The following is a 580-nucleotide window of genomic DNA, read 5'->3' as shown; positions in this document are numbered from 1 at the left end:
GAGCATCTGGCGCGTCGGCGGGTGCTGTTGGTGTTGGACAACTGTGAGCATGTGGTGGGTGCGGCGGCGGAGTTGGCTGAGGTGTTGTTGACGCGGTGTCCTGGGTTGACGGTGTTGGCGACGAGTCGTGAGCCGTTGGGGGTGCCGGGTGAGGTGGTGCGTCCGGTGGATCCGTTGCCCGTGGATCCGGCGGTGCGGTTGTTCGGGGAGCGGGGGCGTGCGGTGCGGCCCGGTTTTGATGTGGGGGTGGATGCGGGGGCGGTGGGGGAGATCTGTCGTCGGTTGGACGGTCTGCCGTTGGCGATCGAGTTGGCGGCTGCGCGGTTGCGGTTGTTGTCGCCGCGTCAGGTGGCGGATCGGTTGGATGACCGGTTTCGGTTGTTGAGTCGGGGGAGTCGTACGGTGTTGCCGCGGCAGCAGACGTTGCGTGCGGTGGTGGACTGGTCGTGGGATCTGCTGGGTGCGGGTGAGCGTGGGGTGTTGCGGCGGTTGTCGGTGTTCGCGGGTGGGTGTGATCTGGCGGCTGCGGAGGCGGTGTGTGGTGGTGGTGCCGGGGGTGGTGGTGCGGATGTCGCGGATG

The 580-nt window shown here is 67.9% G+C and carries 1 protein-coding gene; it reads left to right on the top strand.

Translation table 11 applies throughout. The annotated features are described in order from the left end of the window. Positions 1-580, top strand: a 580-nt coding sequence (locus ABEA77_RS33860) for an ATP-binding protein (RefSeq protein ID WP_425588458.1), incomplete at both ends; no start/stop codon positions are given.

The organism is Streptomyces tremellae, from assembly GCF_039540215.1.
Classification (GTDB): Bacteria; Actinomycetota; Actinomycetes; order Streptomycetales; family Streptomycetaceae; genus Streptomyces; species Streptomyces tremellae.
Note: the sequence above shows the minus strand (reverse complement) of the source record. Positions and strands in the feature narration are given on the sequence as shown.